Genomic DNA, 250 nt, shown 5'->3' on the forward strand with positions numbered 1-250 from the left:
CGGGCGAGTTCGTCACGATCGCCGCCGACACGGCAATTTGGTGGGCGATCTGACATGGCGGTGTTCCGCCCCGTAGCATCCGGTGCTGTGACCGCGCGGCTCGCAGACATCGCAGCCCAGGCGGGGGGTCAGTGAGGCGACGGTCAGCCGGGTGCTCAACGGCAAGCCAGGTGTTTCCGCGGCCACCCGCGAATCCGTGCTGGCCGCGCTGGACCTGCTCGGGTACGAACGCCCGGTCCGGTTGCGGCAG

1 pseudogene is annotated in these 250 nt (G+C 70.0%); it reads left to right on the plus strand.

The features are described from left to right. Window positions 1-87: 87 nt before the first annotated feature. Window positions 88-250, plus strand: a pseudogene (locus tag AC13HU_RS38440) (LacI family DNA-binding transcriptional regulator); the annotation flags it as partial.

It is taken from the genome of Streptomyces sp. NH27 (assembly GCF_056859195.1).